The following is a 24,005-nucleotide window of genomic DNA, read 5'->3' as shown; positions in this document are numbered from 1 at the left end:
CGCACTCGCTCCCTTACTCATCAGTTGACGTGGTATCCCTCTCGGGCCCCTCAGAGGCCCGACGCTCCGTTGCGATCAGCTCGTTGAGCCAGCGCACCTCGCGCTCGACCGACTCGAGCCCATGACGCTGCAGTTCGAGCGTGTAACTGTCGAGACGCTCCCTGGTGCGCGCCAGCGCGGTCCGCACCGCGTCGAGCCGCTCCTCAAGCCGGCTACGGCGGCCTTCGAGAATGCGCAACCGCACCTCGGCCTCGGTGTGCCGGAAGAACGCGAAGTGCACACCGAAGCTCTCGTCCTCCCACGCGGAGGGCCCGGCCTGCGTCAGCAGCTCCTGCAGCCGTTCCTTGCCCTCGGCGGTCAGCCTGTAAACGATCTTTGAACGGCCGCCGACGATCGCGGTGGGAGCCGGCTGCTCCTCCGTGATGAGGCCGCGCGCCAGGAGCGATCGCAGACAGGGATACAGAGAGCCATAGGAGAACGCGCGAAACATGCCCAGCAGGGCATTGAGGCGTTTGCGCAGCTCATAGCCGTGGAGTGGCGTCTCGTGCAGCGACCCGAGCACGGCCAGTTCCAGGACCCTGCCCTGTCCGCCGGCCATGGGAACCGCCCTCCTCTCGCGTCGATGTATCGAGCCGATACATCCCCAGGATACGTCGCTCCGCTATATCGCGGCAATCTATGGATTTTTCAAGGCGTTGGGATGATCGGCTGAAACGCCGTAGTCTGGCGCTCATGTGGTCACAGCGAAGGGTGGTGGATTACGGCCTCGCGAAAAGGGCGGTCGTCCGCTCCCTGCGTTCCGGGCGTACTTCGCGCGGTGACGTCTGTGACGCACAGCCGTACCTCCTTCGCGCGGCACGCCACTTCGGCGAGCCGACCGAACGTCTCTGCCCGGTGTGCGAGAGGGAGAACGTCACCCACGTGACCTATGTCTATGGCGATTCGCTCGGCTCACATGCCGGACAGGCAAAGGCCGCTTCGGAGCTCGCCGCCATGGCACATGATTACGATGAGTTCCGGGTGTACGTCGTCGAGGTCTGTCAGGGTTGTTCCTGGAACCACCTGACGGTTTCGTACGTCCTCGGGAACGGACCGCCTGAGCCCGCAGGCCAGGCGTGACGAGACACCACCGAGGGCGCCGAGGAACCTCACGCCCAACCGCCGCTTTTGTTTCCGACGACAGTGCGAGGACGTGTGAGTAACAGCATGAATGAAGGAACGGCCCGCCCGGGGAGGCGTCGTCGCTCCACTTCATCCCGTTCTGTGCCCCAAGGTTCTCCACCTCAAACCGGCGAATCTTCCTGGAACCAGCCGCAGCCGCCGCGTCGGCCTGAAGCCGCGTACGAGCAGACGGGCGCGATGGCCGCCCAGCAGTACGACGCGCAGCCATACGACACCCAGCGTTATGACGCCCAGCCTTATGACGCGCAGCCGCAGCCGCCCCGGCGTGAGCCCATGCCGCCGCGGCGCGAGGGCTTCCCTCCTGGCGCCCCCGGCGAGGGTTTCCCCCCGGGCGCCCCCGACCAGCCGCAGCAGCGCCCCGGGCGCCGCTCCAGGCAGGAGCGTGCCGACACCCGCGCGGTCGGCAACCAGGAGACCATGGTGGCCGAGGGCCCGCGCCGCTCGCGCAGGCGCGCCCAGGGCGGCCCGCCCGAGCCCCCAGGCCCGCCCGGCCCGCCCGATGAGAAGGACGGCGGCGGCCGTGGCGGCTGGCGCCGGTTCCTGCCGAGCTGGAAGCTCCTCGTGGCCGGCTTCGTCGTCATCGCGGCCGGCCTGTTCGGCATGATCATGGTCGCCTACGCCAACACCGACGTGCCCACCGGCACCCAGGACGAAGCGATCGCCCAGCAGAGCACGATCTACTACGCCGACGGCAAGAAGATCGCGAGCCTGGGCACGAAGCGTGAGATCGTCAAGCTGTCCCAGATGTCCCCGTTCCTGCGCGACGCGGTGATCGCCATCGAGAACCCCGAGTTCTACGAGGACTCGGGCATCTCGATCTCCGGCATTTTCCGCTCCGTCTACATGACCGCGACGGGCCAGCAGATCCAGGGCGCCTCGACCATCACCCAGCAGATGGCCCGCAACTACTACGACGGCCTGACCCGGGACGTGTCGGTCAAGCGCAAGGTCAACGAGATCTTCATCGCGGTCAAGATCAACCAGACGCTGCCCAAGGACGAGATCCTCCAGCGCTACCTCAACACCGTCCCCTTCGGCCGGGCCTACGGCGCCGAGGCCGCCGCGAAGGCGTACTTCAACACCACCGCCGCGAAACTGACCCCCTCGCAGGCCGCCTACCTCGCCGCCCGCATCCAGCAGCCGGCCTGGACGCCCGAGGCGGACGGCCTGAAGAACCGCTTCAAGACCGTCGTCGATTACATGGCGAAGCAGTGGCCGGACAAGTACGCCACCCTCCCGCAGACTGCGAAGTTCCCCAAGCCGGTCAAGCTGGACACCCGCAACGAGATGGGCGGCCTCAAGGGCTACATGGTCCAGGTCGTGCTGAAGGAGCTGGAGGCCCGTGGTCTCAGCGAGGACGAGGTCCGCAGCGGCGGCTTCCGCATCGTCACCACCTTCGACCGCAAGCTCATGCTGGCCGCCAAGGAGGCGGTCACCAGCACCATGGCGTCGATGAACAAGGAGTACCACGCCGGTCTCGCCGCTGTGGACCCGAGGAACGGCCGCGTCATCGCCTTCTACGGCGGCACCGACTACGTCACCGACCCCTGGAACGAGCCCTTCCAATCGAAGAAGCAGGCCGCCTCGGCGTTCAAGCCGTACGTGCTGGCCGCCTGGCTCCAGGCCGGCTACTCGCTCAAGAGCTACGTGCCCGGCAACGAGACGGTGCCGAAGGAACTGCCCGGCCAGCAGGCCGGCGGCATCAAGAACAGCCACAACGTCGGCGTCGCGGTCGACGTCGTCAAGGCCACCGCCGAGTCGGTCAACACCGCGTTCGTGTCCATGGCGTTCAAGCTGCCCGGCAAGCTCGACGAGGTGCGCAGCCTCGTCGAGGCGGCCGGCTTCGACCCCGAGGACATGAAGAAGGACATCGAGGATCACCACTACCAGTTCGCCATCGGCAGCGCCCCGGTCACGCCGGTCGAGCAGGCCGCCGGCTACTCGATCTTCGCCAACGGCGGCAAGTACACCCGCTGGCACGTGATCAAGGAGGTCAAGCAGGGCAACAAGGTGGTCTACGGCGAGCAGCGGGTGTCGAAGAACGTCATCGACGCTGGCGTGGCCGCCGACGCCACCGTGGCCATGCAGGAGGTTCTGCGCAGCGGCACCGCGCGGGGCAAGGGCCTCGGCAGCCGCCCGGCCGCCGGCAAGACCGGCACCAACAACGACGAGAACGGCGCCTGGTTCGTCGGCTACACGCCGCAGATCTCCACCGCGGTCGGGTTCTACCGCGAGGAGTGCCGGACCAAGACCGGCAAGGTCGTCCCGCCGCTCCACTCCAACTGCCCGGTCACACCTGGGGGCAAGCCGCACAAGAAGTACAACTACAAGAACCCCTACACCAGGCCGTACGAGGTCTCGCTCGGCTTCGAGGGCGCCGGCCCGCCCACCATCGCCTGGCAGAAGTTCATGCTGGCCGCGCACGAGGGCAAGCCGATCGAGCAGTTCCCGCAGAAGTCGGACGTGGGCCTGCCGGAGAACATCGTGCCGAGCCCGACGCCCACGCCGACGCCGACGAAGACCGACGACCCGTTCGACGGCGGCGACGACCCCTTCGGCGGCGACGAGAACAACAACGGCAACGATCAGCAGGACTGCCTGGTCCAGCCCTGTGACGAGCAGGGCCCCGGCGACGAGGACAACTTCGGCATCAACGACGACGGCGGAGCCGACCAGGACAACGGCGGCAACGACGGGTTCGGCGGGTTCGGTGGCGCGTTCGCGCCGCCTCCCTCGGGACGAGAGGGCTGGTGACCAGCATCGAGGCACGCGTCCCGCTGGCGGCGCGTGCCGTCCCCTTCCTCCCCCTGGGGCTGATCGCGGCCCTGGGGGCGAGCCTCGCGTACGTCGTGCGCCTGCCCTGCCGCACCGGCGGCTGGAACGACCAGGTCACGACGTACACGAACTTCTGCTACACCGACATCTACCCGCTGTTCTTCGACCGCAGCCTGTCGACCCAGAACCCCTACTTCGCCGACGTGCCCTTCGACAAGCAGGTCGAGTACCCGGTGGTGCTGGGCGAGGTCATGCAGGTGATCAGCTGGATCGTCCGGTGGGTGGAGGACGACGTGGTCGGGCAGGCGGTCAAGTTCTACGACCTGACCGTGATCCTGCTCGGCGCCTGCCTGGTCATCGGCGTGCTGCTGATGGCCGCGGTGGCCGGGCCCACCCGCCGCTGGGACGCGCTCTGGTACGCGATCTCGCCGGCCGTGGTGCTGGCCGCGTACATCAACTGGGACCTCGTCGCGGGCGCGCTGTCGATGGGCATGCTGCTGGCCTGGGCCAGGCAGCGGCAGGTGCTCGCCGGGGTGCTGCTGGGGCTGGCGATCGCCACGAAGTTCTACCCGCTGATGTTCGCCGGGGCGCTGTTCCTGCTCACCCTGCGCACGGCGAAGTGGCGGCCGTTCCTGGTCACGATGGGCTCGGCGGCGGGCGCGTGGCTCGTGGTCAACCTGCCCTTCATGCTCCTGGCGTGGGAGGGCTGGCGCCGGTTCTACGTCTTCTCCGCCGAGCGCGGGGTCGACTGGGGCTCGCCGTGGCTGTTCTTCCAGACCAAGGGCTGGCACATCCTCGGCGAGAACGACGTGAGCACGCTCGGCATGGTGTCGCTGGCGGTCATGTGCGCGGGCATCGCGGTGCTCGCGGTGGCCGCGCCGCGCCGGCCGCGGCTCGCGCAGCTCTGCTTCCTGGCGCTGGCCGCGTTCATGATGACGAACAAGGTGTGGTCGCCGCAGTTCGTGCTGTGGCTGGTGCCGTTCGCGGTGCTGGCCCGGCCCAACTGGAAGCCGCTGGCGCTGTGGCAGCTCGCCGAGCTGTGGTATTTCGCCGCGATCTGGCTCTATTTGCTCTCGCAGTCGCCGCTCGACCGGGACGACCTGGGCATCGGCGATGACACCTACTTCACGGCGGTCTGGGGGCGGATCATCACCATCGCCGTCATGATGGCGTTCGTGGTGCGCGACATCCTGCGCCCGGACAAGGACGTGGTCCGGCAGGACGACCTCGACGACCAGACGGGCGGGGTCTTCGACGGCGCGCCCGACCGGGTCACGCTGGCCACCGTCCTGCGATGATCACTCGCGCCGCCGCACGGGACGCGCTGCTGCTCTGGTTCGGCTCGCGGGCCGGGCTGCTGGTGGCGACGTTGCTCGGCGCGACGTTCGCCGGCTACGCCGACCGGTGGCGCAAGTGGGACGCCGGGCTGTTCATCACCATCGCCCAATACGGCTACGACGGCGAGCCAAGGCGTCCCCCCGACGCCGGGCTGCCCGCGTTCTTCCCCGGCCTGCCGGCCGTGCTGCGGGCGGTGCACCTCGTGGTGCCCGACTGGGAGACGGCCGGGCTGCTGATCTCGCTGGTGGCGGGCGCGGTCGCGATGGTGGCGCTGGCCCGGCTGGCCGAGCTGGAGGGCGCCGACGGGTGGATGGCGGTGGCGGCGCTGCTGACCTTCCCGCTGGCGGTGTTCCTGTCGGCGGGCTACAGCGAGTCGTTGTTCCTGGCCTTCGCGATCCCGGCGTGGCTGGCCGCCCGGCAGGGCCGCTGGTCGGCCGCGGCGCTGCTCGCGGCGGGGGCGTCGGGCGTGCGGATCACCGGGTTGTTCCTGGCGGTGGCGCTGGTCGTGGAGTTCGTGGCGCGGCGGGAGTCGCCGCGCCGGGCGGGGTGGCTGGTGGTGCCGTTCCTGCCGCTGGCGGCGTACTCGTTCTACCACTACTCCCGCTCGGGCGACTGGCTGGCGTGGAAGCACGCGCAGGAGGCCGGGTGGGGCCGGGAGTTCGTCTGGCCGTGGGAGGCGTGGCAGGCGACGTGGGGCTCGGCCATGGGCGGCGACGAGAACGCGGTGGCCTTCCGCATGGAGATCGCCGGCGCCGTGGTGGCGGTCGCCGTGCTGGTGTGGCTGCTCGCGCTGCGCAGGTGGAGCGAGCTGGTCTACACGGGGGCGCAGGCGGGGGCGCTGATGACGTCGGCGTACTACCTGTCGATCCCGCGTTCGCTGCTGCTGTGGTTCCCGCTGTGGGTGCTCGTGGCGAAGGCGGCGACCCGGCGGCGATGGGTGATCGCGCTGTACGTGATGGTGTGCGGGCCCCTCATGCTGCTGAACACGATGCGTTTTCTCAGCGGCGCGTGGGCGGGCTGAAATCTCTACCCGTTTTCCCGTCTCGGTAATCCAGGGAAGTTATCCACAGCCTGTGTGTAAAGATCACAGGTTCTTCCGCAGGAACGCGATGTCGTCCGCCTGGCCGTCGCCCGGCGTCTCCACCACGACCGGCGCGCCGGCCGCCCGGCAGACCGCCAGGATCAGCTCGGGGTCGATCCTGCCCTGACCGAGGTTGGCGTGCCGGTCGGCGCCGGAGCCGAACTCGTCGCGGGAGTCGTTGCAGTGGACGAGGTCGATCCGGCCGGTGATGGCCTTGACCCGCTCGACCAGGCCGACCAGCTCCTCGCCGCCCGCGTGCGCGTGACAGGTGTCGAGGCAGAAGCCGACGTCGAAGCCGTCGAGGGCGTCCCAGAGCCGGCCGATGCGCTCCAGCGTGCGGGCCATGGCGTTGCCGCCGCCCGCGGTGTTCTCGATCAGCACGGGGATCGGGCACTCCATGCGCTCGAACACCTTGCGCCAGTTGTCGAAGCCCGTCTGCGGGTCGTCGCTCTTGTTGACGTGCCCGCCGTGCACGACCAGGCCCTTCGCGCCCAGCCCGGCGGCCGCCTTGAGATGCTGCTCCAGCAGCTTGCGGCTGGGGATCCTGATGCGGTTGTTGGTGGTCGCCACGTTGATCAGGTAGGGGGCGTGGATGTAGACGTCCACGCCTTCGACCGGCTTGGCGGGCAGCACCGGCTTGGCGTAGCCCTGGGGGTCGCCGAGGAAGAACTGGACCACCTCCGCGCCGATCTCCCCTGCGCGGGCGGCCGGGTCGTCCTGATCGACATGAGCTCCGATGCGCACCATGTCACCGAGCCTATCCGTTTGCCGCGGGCGCCACAGGGCAGTCGCCAAGGGCCCCCTACGCGAGGAGAATCGATATGTCGAGGTGGCGCTTACGTGCGCTGATCGTCTTGGTCTACGTGATCGTCGGCATCTACGTGGCCTGGGTCTACGACTACATCACGCCCGGTCTGCTCAGGGACGTCGCCGAGGCGTTGCTGGCGGTCTTCCTCTGGTTCCTGGTGCTGCTGGGGATCGACCTGCACATCGGCTGAGCGACATAGCACTCGCGGCACAGAACAACGGCCCCGGTGAGACCGGGGCCGTCGCCTTGCGAAGTGATCACTAGGGGAGGAACCCGCCGTGGGCGATGCCGAGCGCGGCCCCCACGAACGAGCCGACCAGCCCGACGACGTTGAGCGAGCGCTGCGGCGTGGTCACCGAGATGTACTGGGAGAACATGCCGACGCTGAAGCCGAGCAAGCCCGCCCAGGACGAGACGACGTGCGCGGCCGGCCAGAAGGTCGAGACGAAGGCCACGAAACCCAGCACCAGCGTGGCCACGGACAGGATGTTCTCGGTGGGGTGCGAGACCCCGTCACTGTTGAGCGTGAGCCTGAACCGCTCCCCTTGGGAGGGCTGAAGCACGTGTGGCACTGCCACCACCCCCTTGTCTGCTAGGTGCCTTCCCACGTACCGGTGGCTGGTAACCTGGGACACGCTGCGCTGTGATGGGTGATCCATCGCCCCGGCGGCGCCGAAATGGGCGTTCCCGGTTCATGCGTCAGCATCCTCCTGTCACGGCAGAGCGTCGTGACCGCAAGAGTCCAGAGGAGGTCGGAGTCCGCATGCGTCGTTACGAAGTAATGGTCATCCTGGACCCTTCACTCGACGAGCGCACCGTCGCGCCGTCCCTTGACCAGTTCCTCACCGTGGTCCGCAACGACGGCGGCACCGTGGAGAAGGTCGACGTCTGGGGCCGCCGCCGGCTCGCCTACGACATCAACAAGAAGTCGGAAGGCATCTACGCCGTCATCGACCTGTCCGCGGAGCCCGCGACGGTCAAGGAGCTCGACCGGCAGATGAACCTCAACGAGGGCATCCTGCGCACGAAGGTGCTCCGCCCCGACGTGCACTGACTGCCGACTTTTTGTCGGGAGGCAGCCGTAGTCTGAGCCGTAACCCAAGAAGAGGCGTGCAGGAAGGCGAGCGCAAGCCATGGCAGCAGGCGACACCGTAATCACCATCGTCGGCAACCTCGTCGACGACCCCGAGCTGCGCTTCACCCCGACGGGGCAAGCGGTGGCTCGTTTCCGCGTCGCGTCCACTCCGCGGTTCATGGACCGCCAGACCAACGAGTGGAAGGACGGCGAAAGCCTCTTCCTGACCTGCAACGTGTGGCGGCAGGCGGCGGAGAACGCCGCCGAGAGCCTGCAGCGCGGCATGCGGGTCATCGTGCAGGGGCGGCTCAAGCAGCGGTCCTACGAGACCAAGGAAGGCGAGAAGCGCACGGTCTACGAGGTCGAGGTCGACGAGGTCGGCCCGTCTCTGCGCAACGCCACCGCCAAGGTCAACCGCACCTCCCGTCAGGGCGGTGGCGGCGGCTTCGGCGGCGGCCCGTCCGACGACCCGTGGGCCTCCGCGACCCCGGCCCCGCCGCAGGGCGGCGGCGGCTTCGGCGGTGGCGGTGGCGGCGGCTACGGCGGCGGCCAGCAGAGCGGCGGCGGCTTCGGCGGCGGCAACGACTTCAGCGACGAGCCTCCCTTCTAATCCCTGTCCATCAGTCCGAGACCATTCCCGCCCGAAAGGCGGGGCTCTGAGAGGAGCACCACGATGGCCAAGCCGGCACTGCGCAAGCCCAAGAAGAAGGTTTGCCTGTTCTGCCACGACAAGATCTCCTACGTCGACTACAAGGACACGGGCCTGCTGCGGAAGTTCATCTCCGACCGTGGCAAGATCCGTGCGCGCCGGGTGACGGGCAACTGCACCCAGCACCAGCGCGACGTCGCCACCGCGATCAAGAACGCCCGTGAGGTGGCTCTGCTGCCCTACACGAGCACCGCGCGCTAAGGAGGTTCTGTCGACATGAAGCTCATCCTCACCAACGAGGTCTCCGGCCTCGGTGCCCCTGGCGACGTCGTCGAGGTCAAGGACGGCTACGGCCGTAACTACCTCATTCCCCGCGGCTACGCCATGCGCTGGACGCGCGGCGCCGAGAAGCAGATCGAGACCATCCGCAAGGCTCGCGACGCCCGCGAGATCCGTGACCTCGGCACCGCCAAGGAGGTCGCCGGCCAGCTCGGCGCGCTCAAGGTGCGCCTGGCCACCCGCGCGGGCGACTCCGGCCGCCTGTTCGGCTCGGTCACCACGGGCGACGTCGCCGACGCCGTCAAGGCCGCCGGCGGGCCGGTCCTCGACCGCCGCCGCATCGAGATCGTCAACCCGATCAAGAGCGTCGGCTCGCACCGCATCACCGTGAAGCTGCACCCCGAGGTGTCGGCTTCGCTGGACGTCGAGGTCGTCGCCGGCTGAGCCCGGCCCCGACGAAGCCCCTCACCCTGCGGTGGGGGGCTTTTGCCTGCTCACGTACAATTCCTTTCGTTCCCCGGTACGTTCCCCCTGGAGGCTTGGCCATGGCCCGTCCCCTCATGCTGCTCGCGCTGGCCGTGGCGCTCGTCGGTTGCGCACCCGTGGACGAGCAGGCGACCACCGCCTCCTCGGCCGCGCCCAGCGCCTCCACGGCGTGCACGAAGGAGCAGCTCAGCCTGGTCAAGACGGGCAAGCTGACGATCGGCACCGACAAGCCCGCCTACGAGCCGTGGTTCAAGGACGACGACCCGAGCAACGGCCAGGGCTTCGAGAGCGCGGTCGCCTTCGCCGTCGCCGGCGAGCTGGGCTTCGACCGCAGCGAGATCGAGTGGGCGACGGTCAAGTTCGACGCGGCGTTCGCGCCGGGCGACAAGACCTTCGACTTCGACATCAACCAGGTGTCGATCACCCCCAAGCGGGCCGAGGTCGTCGACTTCAGCAACGGCTACTACACCGTCAAGCAGGCCGTGGTGGCGCTCAAGGGCGGCAAGTACGCCTCCGCCAAGACCCTCGCCGAGCTGCAGGACGCCAAGATCGGCGTGCAGGTGGGCACGACCTCCTTCGACGCGGTCAAGAGCGTGATCAAGCCGTCCGCCGACCCCAACGTCTACAACGAGCAGGTCGACGCCGTCAACGCGCTGAAGAACAAGCAGGTGGACGCGCTCGTCGTGGACCTGCCGACGGCCTTCTACGTGACGGCCGCGCAGGTGGAGAATGCCCAGATCGTCGGCCAGTTCAGCTCGACCGGCGGCACGCCGGAGGAGTTCGGCCTGGTCATGGAGAAGGGCAGCGCGCTCAAGCCGTGCGTGGACAAGGCCGTGGACGCGCTGAAGTCCAAGGGTGAGCTGGCCAAGATCGAGCAGGAGTGGCTGGGCTCGGCGGTGGGCGCGCCCGAGCTCTCATGAGCGACCGGATCAGCCCCGCAGCGGGCCCGGACGGCTGGGTCAAGAGCGAGCGGCAGAGCGAGCGGGAGCGGTTCCGCCGGTCCCACGGGCGCCGCTCGGGCTCGATCGCGACGCTCTCGACGGTCGTGTTCCTCGTCCTCGTCGTGTGGGCGGTCACCAGCTCGCCCGGCTGGCCCCGGGTGGCGGCGACCTTCCTGAACGGCGAGGAGTTCGTCCACGCGCTGCCCGACGTGCTGAGCGGGTTCCTGCTCAACATCAAGATGTTCCTCATCACCGAGGTGCTGGTCCTCGCCATCGGCCTGCTCGTGGCGCTGGCCAGGGGGATCAGGACGCCGGCGTTCTTCCCGATCAGGGCGCTCGCCACGCTCTACACCGACATCTTCCGCGGCGTGCCGACGATTCTGCTGATCTACCTGGTCGGCTTCGGGCTGCCGGCGCTGCGGTTGCAGGGCATCCCCACGGACCTCGCGACGCTGGGGATCATCGCGCTGACGCTGTCGTACGGCGCGTACGTCGCCGAGGTCTTCCGCTCCGGCATCGAGTCGATCCATCCGAGCCAGGTGGCCGCGGCGCGCTCGCTCGGGCTGAGCCACGGCAAGACCATGCGCTTCGTGGTGCTGCCGCAGGCCGTCCGCCGGGTGGGTCCGCCGCTGCTCAACGACTTCGTCTCGCTGCAGAAGGACACCGCGCTGGTGGCCGTCATCGGGCCGCTGGAGACGCTCAGGCAGGCGCAGATCCACGTCGCCCACAGCTTCAAGTACTCGCCCTACCTGGCGTCGGCGCTGCTGTTCCTGCTGCTGACGATTCCGCTGGCGCGGTTCACCGACCACCTGGCGGCGCGGGCCCGAAGGAGGCGCGGCGCATGAGCCTGCTGAGCATCGACGGGGTGTGGAAGCACTTCCACGGGCAGAGCGTCCTGCGGGGCGTCGATTTGGAGGTGAACGCGCACGAGGTGGTGAGCCTCATCGGCGCGTCGGGCTCCGGGAAGTCGACGCTGCTGCGCTGCGTCAACCTGCTGGAGACGGTGGACGACGGCGTGATCCTGCTCGACGGCCAGGACATCACCGACCCGCGGGTCGACGTGGACGACGTGCGCAAGCGCATCGGCATCGTCTTCCAGTCGTTCAACCTGTTCCCGCACATGACCGTGCTGGACAACATCACCCTCGCCCCCCGCCAGGTGCACCGCGTGGCCAAGGCGCAGGCGGAGGAGCAGGCGCACGAGCTGCTGGTGCGGTTCGGGCTGGAGGGCAAGGCGCGGGCCTACCCCGACCAGCTCTCCGGCGGGCAGCAGCAGCGGGTAGCGATCATCCGCGCGCTCGCCACCCAGCCCCGGCTGATGCTGCTCGACGAGGTCACCTCGGCGCTCGACCCGCAGCTCGTGGTGGAGGTGCTGACGATCATCAGGGAGCTGAAGGACTCCGGCATGACGATGGTCCTCACCACGCACGAGATGGGCTTCTGCCGCGACATCTCCGACATGGTGTGCTTCCTCGACGGCGGCGTACTGATCGAGAAGGGGCCGCCCGAGCAGCTCTTCGACGCGCCTGAGCACCCGAGGACCAAGGAGTTCCTGCGCAGCGTGGTGCGCTCGGGCCGCTTCTAGCGCCGGTGCCGCCCGCCGCCGCGCGCGGGCACCGGCGCGGCCGGGCGGGCGAGCACGCTGTGCCGGCGGCCGTAGGCGAGATAGACCCCCAGCCCGAACGCCATCCACAGCGCGAACCACACCCAGGTGAGCAGCCGCAGGTTCACCATGAGCCAGAACGTGGCCACCAGCGACAGCGCGGGCACCACCGGCGACAGCGGCACCCGGAACCCACGCTCCAGGTGCGGCATGCGCCGCCGCATCACGATCACCCCGGCAGCCACGAAGCCGAAGGCGAACAGCGTCCCCAGCACGACGAGTTCCTGCAGCGTGAGCACCGGCACGAACTCCGCCAGCACGATCGCGACGCCCCCGATCACCAGCGTCACCCGCGAGGGCGTGTGGTAGCGGCGGCTGACCGCCGCGAGGCCGCGCGGGATGAGCCCGTCGCGGGCCATCGAGAACAGCACCCGCGTCTGCCCCACCATCAGCACCAGGATCACCGTGGTCAGCCCGAGCAGCGCCCCCACGTCGATGACGTGCGCCATCCAGCCCTCGCCGGCCGCGCGGAACGCGCTGGCCAGCGGCGCGTCCACGGAGATCTTCGTGTGCGACACCATGCCCACCATGACCACGGCCACCACCACGTACACGACGGTGGCCACGACCAGGCTGCGGATCATGCCCTTCGGGACCGCCCGCTGCGCGTTCACGGTCTCCTCGGCCGCGGTCGCCACCACGTCGAAGCCGATGTAGGCGAAGGCGATGGCCGAGGCCGCCGAGAAGATCCCGAACCAGCCGAACGCGTGGCTCTCGCCCACCACGATCTCCAGCACGGTCGCGGGAGCGGTCGTGAGCGTCTTCGGCGGGACGTAGAAGTCGCCGAAGTTGCGGGCGTCCACGTGCGGCAGGCCCACGACGATGACCGCGCCGATGGCCAGCAGCTTGGCCGCCACCATGACCCACAGCGCGCGCAGCCCGACCCGGGCGCTGAGCGCCACCACGCCGGTGAGCAGCACCAGGATCGCCAGCACGAGCAGGTCGGCGACCCGGCCGGGGGAGGGGAGACGGACTCCGGCGTTCGCCAGCGCGCCGACCGCGATCTCGCCCCACGCGCGGGCCACGACGGCGGCGGCGAGCTGCAGCTCCAGGATCAGCGCCCAGCCGATGACCCAGGCCCAGACCTCGCCGAAGATGACGTAGGTGAAGGTGTAGGCGCTGCCCGAGGCCGGGATCGTGGACGACAGCTCGGCGTAGCACAGGCAGGCCAGCAGGCACGCGATGCCCGCGATCATGAAGGAGAGGATCACGCCGGGCCCGGCCGCGGTCGCGGCCTGCCGCCCGGCCACGGAGAAGATGCCGGCGCCGATCATCACGCCGAGGCCGAGCACGACGAGGTCGGCCGGCCGGTAGACCTCGGCAAGACTGTGCCGGGCGCCGGTGCGTAACCCGGTGGCCGCGGAGGGCGGCAGTCGTCGCAAGATACTGGACAAGGAACACCCCGCTCAGGGAACGCTCCGACTCTGTCTCACCACTTGGACAACAGCAAGCACGGGACGATTACGCCCCGGTTACCAGCCAGGCGGTGCCCGCCGCCCGCCGGGTGAGGGTGACGAGCCTGGCGATCATCCACACCCCGAGCGCGCACCACAGGGCCACCACGCCGAGCCCGGAGGCGAGGAAGGCGGCCGGCAGGTACGCCAGCGTCGTCCACACCCCCGCCCACGCCAGATAGCGCTGGTCGCCCGCGCCGATGAGCACCCCGTCCAGCACGAACACGATCCCGCACACCGGCTGGAACAGCGCCACCGGCCACAGCAGCGCCAGCAGCAGCTCGGTCACCTGCGGGTCGGCGTCGAACAGCCCCGGCACCAGCGGGCGCGCGAGCAGCACCAGCAGGCCGAGCACCGCCCCGGACCAGAGGCCCCACTGGACCATGCGTCTGGTGGCCGCCCTGGTGGCGGCCACGTCGCCGGCGCCGAGCGAGCGGCCGGTGATGGCCTGCCCCGCGATGGCGATGGCGTCCAGGGCGAAGGCGAGCAGCGTCCACACCTGGGTGGCGATGGCGTACGCGGCCAGCTCCGCCTGGCCCATCCTGGTCGCGATCACCGTGGCCGCGACCAGGACGACGCGCAGGCACACGGTGCGTACGAGGAGGGCGAGCCCGGCCGTACCCGCCTGCCTGATGCCCGTCAGGCTGGGGACGAGCGAGGTGCCGAGCCGCCGCGCGCCCCTCGCCACCACGACCAGGTAGACGGCCGCGCCGAGCGTCTGGGCCAGCACCGTGCCCCACGCCGACCCGGCGATGCCCCAGTCGAGCCCCAGCACGAACCAGGCGTTCAGCGCCGCGTTGAGCGCGAACGAGCCGACGGCCACGGCCAGGGGCGTGACCGTGTCCTGGAGCCCGCGCAGCACGCCGGTGCCGGCCAGCACGACCAGCATCCCGGGCGCGCCGAACAGGCTGATCCGCAGGTACGTCACCGCCTCCGCGGACTGGCCGGGGTCCGCTCCGAACAGGCCCACCAAGGCCGGGGCCAGCGGCCAGACGACCGCGATCAGCGCCACGCCGATGGCGAGGGCCAGCCAGACGCCGTCCACGCCGCTGCGCATGGCCTGGTCGTGCCGGCCCGCCCCGGTCTGGCGGGCGACGGAGGCCGTGGTGCCGTAGGCGAGGAAGACGCACAGGTTCATGAGCGTCCCGAGCACGGATCCCGCCACGCCCAGCGCGCCCACCGCAGTGGTGCCGAGGCCGTGGCCCACGATGGCGTAGTCGGCGAGCAGGAAGAGCGGCTCGGCCACCAGCGCGCCGAACGCCGGGATCGCCAGCCGGAGAATCTCCCTGTCTCGGGACGTAATGGGCATTCATCCATTATGCCCATTACACGACATGCAGCGCCAACTTTCTTTCCTCCACAGCCGGTGGACAACGTTTCCGCAGGTCGGAGGCTCGTCGGCGGAAATCCCCAGAAGTTATCCCCAGGCGTCATCCACAGGCATTTCACATGTTGGGGGCCGTCGTACACAGCTTGACCACAGGGTTGTCCACAGGCCACGTTGGCGTCCGGGCCCCAGGTCCGGGAAACTGTCAGACCGGTCGACTACAAGTGGGGGTGGTGCGACCGCCTGCAAGGCTGTTCGAGGGGGCGCGGTGAGCATTGACGAAGAGATCCCGGCGGGGCCCGGTTTCGAGCGCACGCCGCCGCACAACATCGAGGCGGAGCAGTCGGTCCTCGGCGGCATGCTGCTGTCCAAGGACGCCATCGCCGACGTGGTCGAGATCATCCGCGCCGACGACTTCTACCGCCCCGCCCACCAGATGGTCTACGAGGTCATCACCGACCTCTACGGCCGCGGCGAGCCCGCCGACGCCGTCACCGTCTTCGACGAGCTGCAGAAGCGCGGCGAGATGGCCCGCGTGGGCGGCGCCGCCTACCTCCACACGCTGACGGCCGTCGTCCCCACGGCCGCCAACGCCGGCTACTACGCCAAGATCGTCCGCGAGCAGGCCATCCTCCGCCGCCTCATCGAGGCCGGCACCCGCATCGTCTCCTACGGCTACGGCGGCCAGAACGAAGAGGTCGACGACCTCGTCGACCGCGCCCAGGCCGAGATCTACAAGGTCACCGAACGCCGCACCTCCGAGGACTACGCCCCCCTGGCCGACATCATGCCGGGCGCCCTCGACGAGCTGGAGGCCATCGGCAGCCGCGGCGGCCAGATGGTCGGCGTGCCCACCGGCTTCCAGGACCTCGACCAGCTCACCAACGGCCTCCACCCCGGCCAGATGATCGTCGTCGCCGCCCGACCCGCGATCGGGAAGGCGCTGGCGCTCGACACGCCGCTGCCCACGCCCGAGGGGTGGACGACCATGGGCGACGTCAAGGTGGGCGACCGGCTGATCGGCGCGGACGGCAGGCCCACCAGGGTCGTGGCGGCCACCGAGGTGATGCACGACCGTCCCTGCTACGAGGTGGAGTTCAGCGACGGCACCGTGATCGTCGCGGACGCCCTGCATCAGTGGCGCACCATCACCCGTGCCGAACGCAAGCAGCGCCGGAGCGGCCCCTCCTACCACTGGGCACCGGAGGCCATCGAGAAGGTCAGGATCGCCTACGAGTCCGCGCTCCGCGACCGGGAGAAGCTGGTCACGCACCAGGAGGCGCTTCAGCTCGTGGGGGAGGAGTTCCGTCATGTCCTGCACGTCGTGCAGAAGCAGGTGGGCACGACGGGCAAGGTAGTCGCCGCCGTCGGTGGCGCGATGCGCAGCCATGAGTGGCGCACTCCCGCCTACCGGGCAGTGGACCTCTTCGCCGCTCTGCACGCCCGGGTCACCACGCCCAAGAACGCCGCCATCACCGCGGCCCCTCGTCAGACGGTGACCACCGAGGAGATCGCCGCGACCCTGCGCACCTCCGACGGGCGGCCGAACCACGCGGTGGCGGTGACCGCGCCGTTCGACCTCGACGAGCGCGAATTGCCGCTGGCGCCGTACGTGCTCGGCGTCTGGCTGGGCGACGGCCACAGCGCGGGCGCCCGCATCAGCACGGCCGATCCGGAGATCATCGCCAACCTCGAAGCCGAAGGTCTGTGCGTCACGCGCGTGGGTTCCTCCATCTCCTACCAGCTCACGCTGCCGGCCTCGGACTCGCCGGCCAGCCGCACGTGCGTGGTGTGCGGGTTGCGGCGCTGCCAGGCGTGCCATCGCTCACACGGAACCGTGCAGGGCATTCTCCGTACTCTGGGCGTGCTTCACGACAAGCACATTCCCGCCGCCTATCTCCGTGCTTCTGAGCGTCAGCGGCGCGCCCTGCTGGCCGGGCTGCTCGACTCGGACGGTTACGTCAACACCGGAGGCCAGATCCAGTTCGCCGTCACCAACCGGCGGCTGGCCGCCGACGTCCACGAGCTGATCCTCAGCCTCGGCTACAAGGCGACCATGCGGACCAGGCAGGTCAGAGGGAGAAGCGCGGACTCCTGCACGGCCTACATGATCAACTTCACCGCGTCCGACCAGCTCTTCCGCCTGCCACGCAAGGCCGTCCGGCAGACCGGCGGAGCTCGTCCCAACACCAGGTTCCGCTACATCGTGGACGTGCGGGAGATCGCGAGCAGGCCGGTCCGCTGTGTCCAAGTGGACAACGACGACCACATGTACCTTGCCGGCCGCAGCTGCATCCCCACCCATAACAGCACCCTCGGTCTGGACTTCGCCCGATCTGCGGCGATCAAGAATGGCATGACCACCGTCATCTTCTCGCTGGAGATGTCGCGCAACGAGATCACCATGCGACTGCTGTCCGCCGAGGCCCGCGTCGCGCTGCACGCCATGCGCTCCGGCATGATGAGCGACGAGGACTGGACCCGGCTGGCCAGGCGGATGAGCGAGGTGGCCGAGGCGCCGCTGTTCATCGACGACTCGCCCAACATGTCGATGATGGAGATCCGGGCCAAGTGCCGCCGGCTCAAGCAGCGCAACGACCTCAGGTTCGTGGTCATCGACTACCTCCAGCTGATGAGCTCGCCGAAGAAGACCGAGAGCCGCCAGAACGAGGTGTCGGAGATCTCGCGTGCCATCAAGCTGCTGGCCAAGGAGCTGGAGGTGCCGGTCATCGCGATCTCCCAGCTCAACCGTGGCCCCGAGCAGCGCACCGACAAGCGCCCGCAGGTGAGCGACCTTCGAGAGTCGGGCTGCCTCACCGCCGCCACCCGTGTCCTGCGCGCCGACACGGGCGCGGAGGCCACGCTGGGCGAGCTGCTGGAGTCCGGCGCGCGCGACATCCCGGTGTGGTCCCTGGACGAGAACCTGCGGCTCGTCCCGCGGACGATGACGCACGTGTTCCCCAGCGGCACGAAAGAGGTCTTCCGGCTGCGGCTCGGCTCCGGCAGGGAGATCGAGGCGACGGCCAACCACCCCTTCATGACGTTCGACGGGTGGCGTCCGCTGGGCGAGCTCGCCCCCGGAGCGCGCGTCGCCGCGCCGCGGCACGTCTCCGCGCCCCGCGACCTGCGGGAATGGCCGGACGACCAGGTGACCCTGGTGGACGGAGCCGTGCCTGAGGGGGTCTTCTCCCTCCCCAAGCGGCAGATCGCGCTGTTCCTGCGCCGCCTGTGGGCGGGCGACGGTGAGGTCCGGTGGGACGACGCGCTGGGCGAGGCGCGGCTCTCCTGCACCTCCACGAGCCGCCGCCTGGTCGACGACGTCGCGCGGCTGCTGCTGAGGTTCAACGTGATGACGCGGATCGAAGAGGCCGGGCCGGCACATCGGCTGTGGGTCAGCGGAGCCGACAACCAGCTCCGGTTCCTCGACGAGATCGGCGTGCCGGGCGAGCGGTTCGGGCAGCAGGCCGAGCGGTGCGTCGCCGCTCTCCGGCGACTCGTGGGCGACAGCGGCGCCGGCGCCGTTCCGCGCGAGGTGTGGGACCGCGTCGGCGACCACCTGACGGTGGGGGCCGTCACGAAGAGCGCTCAGGGTCCTGAGCGCCTGCGCCGGATCTCCGCGATCCTCGATGACGCCGACCTTGAGCTGCTGGCCACGAACGACGTGTTCTGGGACGAGGTCGCCTCCGTCGAGAGCCTCGGCGAGCGGCCGGTCTACGACGCCACCGTCCTCGGCACCCACAACTTCGTGGCCAACGGGATCAGCGTCCACAACTCCATCGAGCAGGACGCGGACATGGTCATCCTGCTGCACAGGGAGGACGCCTACGAGCGGGAGTCGCCGCGGGCGGGCGAGGCCGACCTGATCGTGGCCAAGCACCGAAACGGTCCCACGGCGACGGTCACGGTGGCGTTCCAGGGCCACTACAGCCGGTTCGTGGACATGGCCCAGCACTGAGGGCTGTGACGAAGCAGACAGGCGGCGGCGGAATGGCGCTGATCATCCCGGTGCTGCAGCGGATGACCGTAGTGAAGGGAAGTCCGCCATGACCATCCTCGTCGCCTACGACGGCTCGGCCGACGCGCGCGCCGCGATCGAGTTCGCCGCCAAGCACCTCGCCGCCGAGCCCGTCGTCGTCCTGACCGTGTGGGAGCCGCTGCTCGTACAGTTGCGGAAATATCCGCTCGCCGCCGGTGTGCTCACGACCGAGGCCGAGGACGAGGCGCGGGCCCAGGCGGAGGCGAGCGCCAGGGAGGGCGCCGAGCTGGCCGTGGCGTCGGGCCTCGCCGAGGTGACCCACCGGGCCGTGGCCGACAACGAGTCCGTGTGGAAGACGATCGTGGACGTGGCCGACGAGCTCGACGCCTCGCTCATCGTCACGGGCTCGCGGGGCCTGGCCGGGGTGCGTTCGGTGCTGCTGGGCAGCGTCTCCAACCACGTGCTGCACCACGCGCAGCGGCCCACGCTCATCGTCCCTCCCGCCCAGAGGGCGGGAGGCTAGGCTCCGTCCCCGGCCGCGTTGCAGCAGGCTCCCGGCGGCGGGGACAGCCGGGTGTCGATGCGCCGGGCTCCCGGCCCCTCGTCGCCGAGCCGGTCGTACGGGTTGGCGACGGGGCACAGGTCGAGCGACAGGCAGCCGCAGCCGATGCAGTCGGTGAGGTCGTCGCGCAGCCGCTGGAGCTGCAGGATGCGGTCGTCCAGCTCGCCGCGCCAGGCGGCCGAGAGCCGGGCCCAGTCGGCGCGGGTGGGGGTGCGCTCGCCCGGCAGCTCGTCCAGCGCGTCCTTGATGGTCTTGAGCGGGATGCCGATGCGCTGCGCCAGCCGGATGAAGGCGACCCTGCGCAGGCTGTCGCGGCTGTAGCGGCGCTGGTTGCCGGCCGTGCGGCGGCTCGTGATGAGGCCCTTGGCCTCGTAGAAGTGCAGGGCCGAGACGGCGACGCCGCTGCGCTCGGCCAGTTGCCCGACCGTGAGCTCCTTGGTGTTCCAGGCGACCTTGGTCATACCGAGAGCTTAGTTGAGGTTTGGCGGAGACGGCCCGCCGTCACTCCCACCGGAACAGCCGTACGGCGAGCCCGCCGAAGACCACCAGCCCGACGGCCATCACGATCAGGTGCAGCGGCTGCGGCGCGTGGCCCGCCCAGGTGTCCTTGAGCGCCTGGGCGAACGGCCCGGCCACGGAGTAGTCGCTCACGATGCGGAGGGCGTCCGGCATGGCCTGGCGCGGGATCCACATGCCCGCGACGAACATCAGCGGGAACATGACCAGCGACCCGATCCCCGGCGCCGCCTTGCCGTTGGGCGCGAGGGCGGCGATGACCAGCCCCATCGACATGAGCGCCGCCGTGCCGAGCAGGAACACCAGCACGAAGCCCGGCCACTGCCCGGGAGGCGCGGCGTCGAAGACCAGCATGGTCCCGACGACGAGGATGGCCGTGGCCACGACCGCGACGGCCAGGTTGATGACGAGCTGCACGGCCAGCATCCGCGCGGGGCTGACCGGCGTGGTGGACATCCGCCGCAGCACGCCCTGCTCCCGGTACGTGGTGAGCACCGCGGGAAGGACGCTGCACACCAGCGTGAGCAGCGAGAGCAGGACCATGAGGCTCGGCCACTGGGCGTCGACGTACCGCTCGCCGGTGTCGGTCACCTCGCCCATGCCGGGGATGGTGAGCCCCAGTACGACCAGGAGGGCGACCGGCAGCGCGATGGTGAAGGCCAGCGACGGCCAGTCGCGCAGGTAGAGCTTGGCCTCCACGAGGAGCATCTTCTTCATGACAGCTTCCTTCCGGTGAGCGCGAGGAACGCGTCGTCCAGCGTGGCCTGCTCGATGCGCAGGTCCCCGGGCACGATCTCCTGCCGGGCCAGGGCGAGGGTGACGGTGGCGGCGAGGTTGCCGGCGCCGCTGACGGCGACCTGGTCGCCGTTCCGCTCGACGGCGCGCACCCCGGGGAGGGCGAGCAGCACGTCGTCCGTGACCGGCGCGGAGGGCCGGAAGCGCACCCGTTGCTCCCCGCCGACCTGCTGGATCAGCCCGGCGGGCGTGTCGGTGGCGACGACCTTGCCGGCGTCGATGAGCGCCAGGCGGTCGCAGAGCCGCTCCGCCTCCTCCATGAAGTGGGTGACCAGCACGATCGTCACCCCGGACGCGCGGATCTGCTCGACGAGCTCCCAGGTGTCGCGGCGGGCCTGCGGGTCGAGGCCGGTGGTCAGCTCGTCGAGCACGGCCACGCGCGGCCGGCCGACCAGCGCGAGCGCCACGGACAGCCGCTGGCGCTGCCCGCCGGAGAGCTTCTTGAACGTCGCGTGCCGCTTGTGGCCGAGCCCCACCCGCTCCAGCAGCTCGTTCCAGTCGGCCGGGTCGGGATAGAAGGAGGCGTACAGGTCCAGGGCCTCCCACACCTTGATCTTCTCCGGCAGGTTGGCGCTCTGGAGCTGCATGCCGAGCACTTCGCGCAGCTCGGCGCGGTCGCGTCGGGGGTCGAGCCCGGCCACCCGTACGGTGCCGCCGTCCGGCGCCCGCAGGCCCGCCACGCACTCGACCGTCGTGGTCTTGCCGGCGCCGTTGGGCCCGAGGATGCCGAAGATCTCGCCCTCGGCGACCTCGAACGACACGTCGTCGACCGCCAGGTGTTTGGGGTACTGCTTGCGCAGGTTCCTGACCTCGATGATTTTCATGGCTACGACGGTAGGAACGCCGCCTCCGCCGGGGAATGCGGCTGGATGCCGGGCAAGGGTGTACCTAGGTGCAGTGACCCGGAGGTCGTGGCTTGGGCACACTGGGAGCATGTTGAGGAGGTACGGCCGGGTCGCGACGCTGCTCGCGCTGCTCGTCGTCCAGGTGCCGCTGATCGCCGTGTCCCTCGTGATGCTGGTGCTGTCGGTGGCGTTGGGGATGGTGTTCCTGTTCCCGCCGCAGGTCCGCATGGTGCGCGGGGTGGCCGAGCTCAACCGGCGGCTCATGCGGCGCTGGACCGGCCTGGCCATCGAGGCCCCCTACCTGCCGAAGCCGCCGCCCCCGGTGCCGCAGGCGGACGGCTTCTACCGCTACGACCGCACCCTCTACAAGACCCCGCGCATCCCCGCATGGAACGACCGCTGGAAGTGGCTGATCACCGACCCGGCCACCTGGCGCGACGATTTCTGGCTGGTGCTGGACCCGCTGATGAAGGTGACGCTGGCGCCGGTGTTCCTGCTGCTCCCGGCCCAGGGGCTGCGCCTGTACGCGCTCTGGAGCGACCTGCTGCTCGGCGCGACCGCCAACAGCCGCCTGGCCAACCAGGTCACCCACCTCCAGCGCACCCGCAACCTGGCCACCGACTCCCAGGCCGCCGAGATGCGCAGGATCGAGCGCGACCTGCACGACGGCACGCAGGCGCGGCTGGTCGCCATCGGCATGACGCTCGGCGCGGTCGAGCAGCTCGTGGACCAGGACCCGGCCGCGGCCAAGGCGCTGCTCACCAAGGCCCGCGAGGCGTCCTCGGAGACGCTGACCGAGCTGCGCCGGGTCATCCGCGGCATCCATCCGCCGGTGCTGGCCGAGCGGGGGCTCGGCGATGCCGTACGCGCCCTCGCCATGGACAGCCCCATGCAGGTCTCCGTGGACGTGGACCTGCCGCACCGCCCGGACGCGCCGGTGGAGGCCGCGGCCTACTTCGCGGTCAGCGAGCTGCTGTCCAACGCCGCCCGGCACGGCGACGCCCGTACGGCGGCCGTGGACATCAGCTCCAGGGAGGCCGACCTGCGCATCACGGTCACCGACGACGGCATGGGCGGCGCCGACCCGGCCAAGGGCAGCGGCCTGGCCGGCATCGAGCGGCGGCTGGCCGCCTTCGACGGGGTGCTCGCGCTGAACAGCCCGCCGGGCGGCCCCACCACGGTCACCATGCACCTGCCCAAGGTGCTGCCCCAGCACTGTGCCACCGACCTGCCCAAGCTGCCGCGCAACAAGACGATCCTCGTGGGGCTGTTGTGGGCGACGGCGTGGTGCCCGACCTTCCCGCAGGGTTTCGTGGCGGCCATCTTCAAGATCTTCGGAGTCGAGGAGAAGACGTGGTTCCTCGCCCTGTACATGCCGGAGCCCTGGCAGTGGCCGACCATCATCGGCATGATCACGCTCGGGCTCACCATGCATATCATCGCCATCCGCATCCCGGCCGTGCACAACCGGGAGCGCTGGATGATGGAAGCCACCCCGACCAAACCCTGGTGCCCATGAACGTGCTCATCGCCGAAGACCTCTACCTGCTCAGGGACGGCCTGGTGCACCTGCTCCAGGCGCACGGCTTCACCGTCGTGGGAGCGGTGGACAGCGGCCCCGAGCTGCTCAAGGGGCTGCTGGAGCTGCGGCCGGACGTCTCGATCGTGGACGTGCGCCTGCCGCCCACGTTCACCGACGAGGGCCTGCAGGCCGCGCTGGCGGCCAGGAAGTCGGTGCCCGGCCTGCCGATCCTGGTGCTGTCGCAGCACGTCGAGCAGCTGTACGCGCGCGAGCTGCTGGCCGACGGCTCCGGCGGCATCGGCTACCTGCTGAAGGACCGCGTCTTCAACGCCGAGCAGTTCGTCGACGCCGTACGCCGGGTCGCCGAGGGCGGCACCGCGATGGACCCGGAGGTCATCGCCAAGCTGCTGGCCAGCAACGCCAGGCACGAGCCGCTGGCCGCGCTCACGCCGCGCGAGCGGGAGGTGCTGGAGGCCATGGCGGAGGGCCGCTCCAACGCGGCGATCTCCCAGCGGCTCTACCTGAGCGAGAGCGCCGTCGCCAAGCACACCGCCAACATCTTCGCCAAGCTCGGCCTCGCCCCTTCGGACGACGACAACCGCCGGGTGCTGGCGGTCCTCGCCTACCTCCAGAGCCGCACCTGACTCTCGCGCATCACCGGCCCCCCGGCGGGCCCGGGGTTGTCGGTCGTCTCGGCTATTTTCGTAGAGGCACGGCGACGAAGGGGTGTA

General features: G+C 69.9%; 24 protein-coding genes. 16 read left to right on the top strand and 8 right to left on the bottom strand.

The annotated features are described in order from the left end of the window. Positions 1–13: 13 nt before the first annotated feature. A complete protein-coding gene (locus tag ACBR40_RS12190) occupies positions 14–598 on the bottom strand; it encodes a PadR family transcriptional regulator (protein ID WP_091088297.1) in 585 nt (194 codons plus the stop codon). A 134-nt stretch (positions 599–732) separates the two neighbouring features. Here ACBR40_RS12190 and ACBR40_RS12185 point away from each other — a divergent pair, with 134 nt between their 5' ends. The 4 genes from ACBR40_RS12185 (at position 733) to ACBR40_RS12170 (ending at position 6,316) form a co-directional block, all read left to right on the top strand. Continuing rightward, on the top strand, positions 733–1,119 hold the full coding sequence (locus ACBR40_RS12185; protein ID WP_020543057.1) for a DUF5318 family protein: 387 nt from the start codon (positions 733–735) through the stop codon (positions 1,117–1,119). A gap of 240 nt (positions 1,120–1,359) precedes the next feature. After that, a complete protein-coding gene (locus ACBR40_RS12180; protein WP_371248722.1) occupies positions 1,360–3,936 on the top strand; it encodes a transglycosylase domain-containing protein in 2,577 nt (858 codons plus the stop codon). Then, positions 3,933–5,255 carry a glycosyltransferase 87 family protein gene (locus ACBR40_RS12175; protein ID WP_344208998.1) on the top strand — a complete coding sequence of 441 codons (1,323 nt, stop codon included), beginning with the start codon at positions 3,933–3,935 and terminating at the stop codon, positions 5,253–5,255. The genes ACBR40_RS12180 and ACBR40_RS12175 overlap by 4 nt, the downstream gene beginning before the upstream one ends. Continuing rightward, positions 5,252–6,316, top strand: coding sequence for a mannosyltransferase family protein (locus tag ACBR40_RS12170; protein ID WP_371248721.1), 1,065 nt, complete (start codon positions 5,252–5,254; stop codon positions 6,314–6,316). The genes ACBR40_RS12175 and ACBR40_RS12170 overlap by 4 nt, the downstream gene beginning before the upstream one ends. Positions 6,317–6,379: 63 nt before the next feature. On the opposite strand, the gene ACBR40_RS12165 is transcribed toward ACBR40_RS12170, so the two are convergent. Further along, positions 6,380–7,123: a deoxyribonuclease IV gene (locus ACBR40_RS12165; protein WP_344208994.1), complete on the bottom strand. Its 744-nt coding sequence runs from the start codon at positions 7,121–7,123 to the stop codon at positions 6,380–6,382. 74 nt (positions 7,124–7,197) lie between these two features. Here ACBR40_RS12165 and ACBR40_RS12160 point away from each other — a divergent pair, with 74 nt between their 5' ends. Further along, on the top strand, positions 7,198–7,374 hold the full coding sequence (locus ACBR40_RS12160; protein WP_177240955.1) for a hypothetical protein: 177 nt from the start codon (positions 7,198–7,200) through the stop codon (positions 7,372–7,374). A gap of 70 nt (positions 7,375–7,444) precedes the next feature. On the opposite strand, the gene ACBR40_RS12155 is transcribed toward ACBR40_RS12160, so the two are convergent. Next, the gene (locus ACBR40_RS12155) at positions 7,445–7,756 is read right to left on the bottom strand and encodes a hypothetical protein (RefSeq protein ID WP_344208991.1); all 312 of its coding nucleotides are present in this window, start codon (positions 7,754–7,756) and stop codon (positions 7,445–7,447) included. A gap of 191 nt (positions 7,757–7,947) precedes the next feature. Between ACBR40_RS12155 and rpsF the strand changes: the two genes are divergently transcribed. The 7 genes from rpsF to ACBR40_RS12120 all read left to right on the top strand — a co-directional run bounded on the left by rpsF (position 7,948) and on the right by ACBR40_RS12120 (position 12,199). Then, a complete protein-coding gene (gene rpsF / locus ACBR40_RS12150; RefSeq protein WP_055504125.1) occupies positions 7,948–8,238 on the top strand; it encodes a 30S ribosomal protein S6 in 291 nt (96 codons plus the stop codon). Positions 8,239–8,317: 79 nt separating this feature from the next. Continuing rightward, positions 8,318–8,869: a single-stranded DNA-binding protein gene (locus tag ACBR40_RS12145; RefSeq protein ID WP_344208986.1), complete on the top strand. Its 552-nt coding sequence runs from the start codon at positions 8,318–8,320 to the stop codon at positions 8,867–8,869. 63 nt (positions 8,870–8,932) lie between these two features. Further along, positions 8,933–9,169: a 30S ribosomal protein S18 gene (gene rpsR / locus ACBR40_RS12140; RefSeq protein ID WP_327088611.1), complete on the top strand. Its 237-nt coding sequence runs from the start codon at positions 8,933–8,935 to the stop codon at positions 9,167–9,169. Positions 9,170–9,184: 15 nt separating this feature from the next. Further along, a complete protein-coding gene (rplI, locus tag ACBR40_RS12135; RefSeq protein ID WP_020543047.1) occupies positions 9,185–9,631 on the top strand; it encodes a 50S ribosomal protein L9 in 447 nt (148 codons plus the stop codon). Positions 9,632–9,732: 101 nt separating this feature from the next. Continuing rightward, the gene (locus tag ACBR40_RS12130; RefSeq protein WP_371248720.1) at positions 9,733–10,593 is read left to right on the top strand and encodes an ABC transporter substrate-binding protein; all 861 of its coding nucleotides are present in this window, start codon (positions 9,733–9,735) and stop codon (positions 10,591–10,593) included. After that, positions 10,590–11,459, top strand: coding sequence for an amino acid ABC transporter permease (locus ACBR40_RS12125; RefSeq protein ID WP_371248719.1), 870 nt, complete (start codon positions 10,590–10,592; stop codon positions 11,457–11,459). Before ACBR40_RS12130 ends, ACBR40_RS12125 begins: the two co-directional genes overlap by 4 nt. Further along, positions 11,456–12,199, top strand: a complete 744-nt coding sequence (locus ACBR40_RS12120; RefSeq protein ID WP_371248718.1) for an amino acid ABC transporter ATP-binding protein — start codon at positions 11,456–11,458, stop codon at positions 12,197–12,199. Before ACBR40_RS12125 ends, ACBR40_RS12120 begins: the two co-directional genes overlap by 4 nt. Here ACBR40_RS12120 and ACBR40_RS12115 read toward each other — a convergent pair. Both ACBR40_RS12115 and ACBR40_RS12110 read right to left on the bottom strand, forming a co-directional pair. After that, entirely contained in the window at positions 12,196–13,671 is a 1,476-nt protein-coding gene (locus tag ACBR40_RS12115) for an APC family permease (protein ID WP_371248717.1), read from the bottom strand. The two genes, ACBR40_RS12120 and ACBR40_RS12115, sit on opposite strands and share 4 nt — an antisense overlap. A gap of 67 nt (positions 13,672–13,738) precedes the next feature. Then, the gene (locus ACBR40_RS12110; protein WP_371248716.1) at positions 13,739–15,040 is read right to left on the bottom strand and encodes an MATE family efflux transporter; all 1,302 of its coding nucleotides are present in this window, start codon (positions 15,038–15,040) and stop codon (positions 13,739–13,741) included. Between the two features lie 286 nt (positions 15,041–15,326). Here ACBR40_RS12110 and dnaB point away from each other — a divergent pair, with 286 nt between their 5' ends. Both dnaB and ACBR40_RS12100 read left to right on the top strand, forming a co-directional pair. Then, complete coding sequence (gene dnaB / locus ACBR40_RS12105) at positions 15,327–19,013, top strand: replicative DNA helicase (protein ID WP_371248715.1); 3,687 nt, start codon at positions 15,327–15,329, stop codon at positions 19,011–19,013. A gap of 88 nt (positions 19,014–19,101) precedes the next feature. Continuing rightward, the gene (locus ACBR40_RS12100) at positions 19,102–19,557 is read left to right on the top strand and encodes a universal stress protein (RefSeq protein ID WP_344208967.1); all 456 of its coding nucleotides are present in this window, start codon (positions 19,102–19,104) and stop codon (positions 19,555–19,557) included. Here the strand turns inward: ACBR40_RS12100 and soxR are convergent. Genes soxR through ACBR40_RS12085 form a run of 3 tightly spaced genes read right to left on the bottom strand, consistent with a single transcriptional unit; the run spans position 19,554 to position 21,731 of the window. Then, complete coding sequence (gene soxR / locus ACBR40_RS12095; RefSeq protein ID WP_344208965.1) at positions 19,554–20,057, bottom strand: redox-sensitive transcriptional activator SoxR; 504 nt, start codon at positions 20,055–20,057, stop codon at positions 19,554–19,556. The genes ACBR40_RS12100 and soxR overlap by 4 nt on opposite strands. 40 nt (positions 20,058–20,097) lie before the next feature. Further along, entirely contained in the window at positions 20,098–20,829 is a 732-nt protein-coding gene (locus ACBR40_RS12090) for an ABC transporter permease (protein ID WP_371248714.1), read from the bottom strand. After that, the gene (locus tag ACBR40_RS12085) at positions 20,826–21,731 is read right to left on the bottom strand and encodes an ABC transporter ATP-binding protein (RefSeq protein ID WP_344208960.1); all 906 of its coding nucleotides are present in this window, start codon (positions 21,729–21,731) and stop codon (positions 20,826–20,828) included. Before ACBR40_RS12085 ends, ACBR40_RS12090 begins: the two co-directional genes overlap by 4 nt. 109 nt (positions 21,732–21,840) lie before the next feature. Here ACBR40_RS12085 and ACBR40_RS12080 point away from each other — a divergent pair, with 109 nt between their 5' ends. Together ACBR40_RS12080 and ACBR40_RS12075 are read left to right on the top strand one after the other, a co-directional pair. Then, positions 21,841–23,271, top strand: coding sequence for a histidine kinase (locus tag ACBR40_RS12080; protein WP_371248713.1), 1,431 nt, complete (start codon positions 21,841–21,843; stop codon positions 23,269–23,271). Next, entirely contained in the window at positions 23,268–23,918 is a 651-nt protein-coding gene (locus ACBR40_RS12075; protein WP_344208956.1) for a response regulator transcription factor, read from the top strand. The genes ACBR40_RS12080 and ACBR40_RS12075 overlap by 4 nt, the downstream gene beginning before the upstream one ends. The last annotated feature ends 87 nt before the right edge of the window (positions 23,919–24,005 follow it).

Source organism: Nonomuraea sp. AD125B (genome assembly GCF_041402765.1).
Classification (GTDB): domain Bacteria; phylum Actinomycetota; class Actinomycetes; order Streptosporangiales; family Streptosporangiaceae; genus Nonomuraea; species Nonomuraea bangladeshensis.
Note: the sequence above shows the minus strand (reverse complement) of the source record. Positions and strands in the feature narration are given on the sequence as shown.